Source organism: Methylorubrum podarium (genome assembly GCF_022179745.1).
GTDB classification, from domain to species: Bacteria; Pseudomonadota; Alphaproteobacteria; order Rhizobiales; family Beijerinckiaceae; genus Methylobacterium; species Methylobacterium podarium.
On sequence record NZ_BPRD01000232.1, the window covers coordinates 1 to 4113 of the forward strand.

General features: G+C 70.6%; 4 protein-coding genes. 2 read left to right on the forward strand and 2 right to left on the reverse strand.

What is annotated here, in order from left to right:
• Together metK and MFF42_RS12385 are read right to left on the reverse strand one after the other, a co-directional pair.
• Positions 1-863 (reverse strand): methionine adenosyltransferase (metK, locus tag MFF42_RS12380; RefSeq protein WP_238256017.1); only part of this gene is annotated, 863 nt, incomplete at its 3' end.
• Between the two features lie 214 nt (positions 864-1077).
• Positions 1078-1485 (reverse strand): helix-turn-helix domain-containing protein, encoded by a 408-nt coding sequence (locus MFF42_RS12385; RefSeq protein ID WP_238256020.1) that lies wholly within the window; start codon positions 1483-1485, stop codon positions 1078-1080.
• Positions 1486-2218: 733 nt separating this feature from the next.
• Here MFF42_RS12385 and MFF42_RS12390 point away from each other — a divergent pair.
• Both MFF42_RS12390 and MFF42_RS12395 read left to right on the forward strand, forming a co-directional pair.
• Entirely contained in the window at positions 2219-3073 is an 855-nt protein-coding gene (locus tag MFF42_RS12390; protein WP_373875180.1) for a DNA-binding protein, read from the forward strand.
• Between the two features lie 6 nt (positions 3074-3079).
• On the forward strand, positions 3080-4113 hold a 1034-nt coding region (locus MFF42_RS12395; protein WP_238256019.1), incomplete at its 3' end, for a M48 family metalloprotease.

Below are 4113 nucleotides of genomic sequence, written 5' to 3' on the forward strand. Positions count from 1 at the left end.
GCGAGGTAGCGGGCGGCGTAGGCCGCCGAGCGGTCGACCTTGGTCGGATCCTTGCCGGAGAAGGCTCCGCCGCCGTGGGGCGCCGCGCCGCCGTAGGTGTCGACGATGATCTTGCGGCCGGTGAGGCCGGCGTCGCCGTCGGGACCGCCGATCACGAACTTGCCGGTCGGGTTGACGTGCCAGACGGTGCTCTCGTTGACCCAGCCCTCCGGCAGGGCCTTGAGGATGTAGGGCTCGACGATGGCGCGCACGTCGGCCGAGTCGAGGGACTCGTCGAGGTGCTGGGTCGAGAGCACGATCTGCGTCACCTCGACCGGGCGGCCGTCGGCGTAGCGCACGGTGACCTGGCTCTTGGCGTCGGGACCGAGCTTGGCCGCGTCGCCCTGCTTGGCCTTGCGGGCGTCGGCGAGATCCTTGAGGATCTTGTGGGCGTAGAAGATCGGGGCCGGCATCAGCGCCGGGGTCTCGTCGGCGGCGTAGCCGAACATGATGCCCTGGTCGCCCGCGCCCTCGTCCTTGTTGCCGGCGGCGTCCACGCCCTGGGCGATGTCGGCCGACTGGGCGTGCAGGTGGATGGCGACCTCGTTGTTCTTCCAATGGAAGCCCGACTGCTCGTAGCCGATGTCGCGCACCGCCTCGCGGGTCAGCTCCTCGAGGTCCTTGAAGGTCACGGAATCGGGGCCGCGCACCTCGCCCGCGATCACGACGCGGTTGGTCGTCGTCAGCGTCTCGACGCCCAGGCGCGCCTCCGGCATCGCGGCGATGTAGGCGTCGACCACGGTGTCCGAGATCCGGTCGCTCACCTTGTCGGGGTGGCCTTCGGAGACGGATTCGCTGGTGAAGAGATAGTCGGAACGAGGCATCGTGCACCCCCGATTGTCGGGCGCGCCTCGTCGTGCAACGGCGCTTGACCCGGTCTCCAGAGGCGCGGCTTGTCGCATCGGCGATACGGACGGTCAAGCCGGAATGGCGAAATCGTCCGTTTTATCGAACGATGTGGCACGGTTCGTCCGAACAGGAAGCCCGCGCCGGCAAGGACGTCCGGAACCGCGTGGACGGAGCCGAGGCTAGTGAGTGTCAGCTCTTGAGTTCGCGGCTCAGGGTCTCGACCGCAGCGGAGAGTTCGCGGCGCTGGTCCTCGCTGAACGTCTCGACGAACTGGCGGGCGAAGGCACGGGCAAGCTCGGACCAGGGCTCGGCGGCGTAAGGCTGCTGTCCGCTGTCCGAGAAGCCGCGCTCCGTTTCCGGATCGGGATGGGGGATGCCGTCGAGGAAGTCGGAGACCGGGGTATTCGTGAGCCGGCTGAGGATCGCGAGGTGGATGGCGCTGATCCTGTTGACCCCCTTCTCATACTTCTGGAGTTGGGCGGCCGACATCCCGAAGCTGTCGGCAACGGCGCGCTGCGTCAGCTTCGAGCGTTTGCGCTGCTCGGCAATACGGCGCCCGAGAAGGACGTCGCGCTCGTCGGTTTTCTGGCCTGCCATTGTCACCCCGCCCAAGCTCTTTTGGGCGATGCTTCGAACGAAACCTTACCCGGTGCAAGGCCGGAGGAAGTGGCAAAAGCAACGACACACAGAATATGTCATTTGTTAATGATGCGACGCCCCGCCGCACGCGTACCAGAAGACGATCGGACGGGAAGGCTGCAATCAGAACGCACAAACGGAAAGTGGCGTCCCCGGCAGGGCTCGAACCTGCGACCCCAGGTTTCATCCCACTTCGACTTTCGCCGCCGCACTGTCCGTGCGTTCGTGGTCTGGACTATCCCTTCACCCTGGGCCTCGGACGAAGCCTTTAGGTGCCGCCCGTCTAGTCTCTACACCTTCCCGCGACCCGCGATGGGCTTCGGGCTTGGCTCGGGATCGGCAGGGCGCCGCGGCGCCGGAAGCTTTCCCCGAATTTGAGCGGATCCGCCGCGCGGTTTCCCATCGCGGCGCCCAATTGTGAAATCTAGGAAACCTGTGCTCTGTCCAGCTGAGCTACGGAGACGTCCGCACAGGCTTAGCATCATCGCACGGGACCGCCAACCGCTCCGATCCGGGACGGCGGAGGTGGTCCACCGCGAGCGGCGGGAGCGGCGCCGTCACCTGTGGCCCGGGAGACTCACGGGGCGACAATCCGCGATTGTGGGGTCGCGACGCCTTCGAGCGCCGCGATCCGGGCACTTTTCGCGCGGCATCCTCGCTCGGAACGAGAGGCCGAGCGCGAGCGGTGGTGATGGGGCGCGATGAGGGTCGCGGCGGTGTTCCCTGGGGGCGTCGAACGGGCCGCTGCGGCGCCCCGGCCCTGGCTTGGCTCCTCGCGACCGCCTGCGGTGGCAGCGTGAGTCCGCAGAGCGCGTCGGCCGCCCCGCGCGCAGACGAATCCTGCCGGCCATCCCCGGCGCGGGAGGATCGCCTTGCCGATGTCGGAACGCGGGGCGAGCTGATCCTCGCCTCCGGCCGCCGGGCGGTGCTGTCCGGCCTGCGCTGGCCCGACGAGCCGGCGCTCGATGCGAACGCACGCGCCTGGCTCGCGGCCTTCCGCGGCGCGCCCCTCATCCTGACGGAGCGCGGTCCCGAGGACCGCTGGGGCCGCCGTCGCGCCGACGGGATCGCGGGCGAGGCCGAACCGGTCGATCTCGCCGGCGGGCTGGTCGCGGCCGGGCTCGCCTACGCCGATGCCGGCGAGGCCGAGGCGCTCTGCCGTCCGGCGCTCCGCGCCCTCGAGGAGGCGCCCCGTTCCGCCGGTCTCGGCCTGTGGGCCGGCGGCCCGCTCGCCGCGACCGATGGCGCGGCCCTGACGGCGCGGGCCGGGCGGTTCGCTGTGGTGGAGGGGCGCGTCCTGCATGTCGGCGAGCGGTCGGCGCGGACCTATCTCGACTTCGCTCGTAGGGGTGAGCAGGGCTTGACCGTAACGGTGCAGAAACGCACTTGGCGGACGCTGAGCGAACATGGTTTGTCGGCGGCCACGCTGAAGGGCCGCCTCGTGAGAATCCGCGGCATGGTCGAGATCGGGCGGGGACCGCTCATCGATCTGGCCGGCGTCGAAGGCATCGAGGTCGTCGAGGGGGAGCGGGCGCTGCGGCGCTAGAACGGCATGACGGGGGATCGACAGAACGAGTCGACGCGGCGGTTCCTGGGCGGACGCCGCCGGAAACGAATGGCCAAGGCCAGCGCGAGGACCGGCGCGTTGCTCGCGCTCGCGGGCCTGCTCGCCGCCTGCGCCGCCGACCAGACCGGGACTGTGCTCACGCCCGCGGTCATCAAGGTGCCCGAGCAGGCGCCCAAGACGACGGGGCGCACCCGCTCGGACGAGGCGGATCACGCCAAGCTCGTGGCCTCCTTCGGCGGCGAGTACCGCGCGCCGGCCGCCCACCGGCTGGTCAGCGAGATCACCGACCGCCTCGTGCGCGCCAGCGACCGGCCGGAGGAGAGCTACGCGGTCACGCTGCTCGACTCGCCCGTCGTCAACGCCTTCGCCCTGCCGAGCGGCCGGCTCTACGTCACCCGCGGGCTGCTGGCGCTCGCCAGCGACAGCTCGGAGGTCGCGGCGGTGCTCGCCCACGAGATCGCCCACGTCACGCTGCGCCACGCCACCGCCCGCAGCGAGATGGCCCTGCGCTCGCAGCTCGTGAGCCGCGTGGTCGCCGACGTGCTGAACGATCCGGTCACGGGGGCGCAGCTCGAGAGCCAGTCCAAGTTCACCCTCGCCCGCTTCTCGCGCGAGCAGGAATTGGAGGCGGACGCCAACGGCGTGCGCGTGCTGGCCCAGGCCGGCTACGATCCCTTCGGCGCCGGCCGCTTCCTCGACGCGCTCCAGCGCACCATGGCGCTCAAGGCCGGCAACGGCAGCGCGGCGGAGCCCGACATGCTTGCGACCCATCCGGCCACGGCGGAGCGCATCGCGCTGGTCACCCGCGCGGCCCGGCGCATCGGCGCCCCCGGCCTCGGCGCCGACGACCGCGCCCCCTACCTCGCGGCGATCGACGGGATCGCCTACGGCGACAATCCCGGCGAGGGACTGGTGCGCGGCCGCCGCTTCCTGCATCCGGGCCTGAGCATCGCCTTCGAGGTGCCGGACGCCTTCGCCATCGAGAACACCCGCAACGCCGTGCTCGGCACCACGCCGGA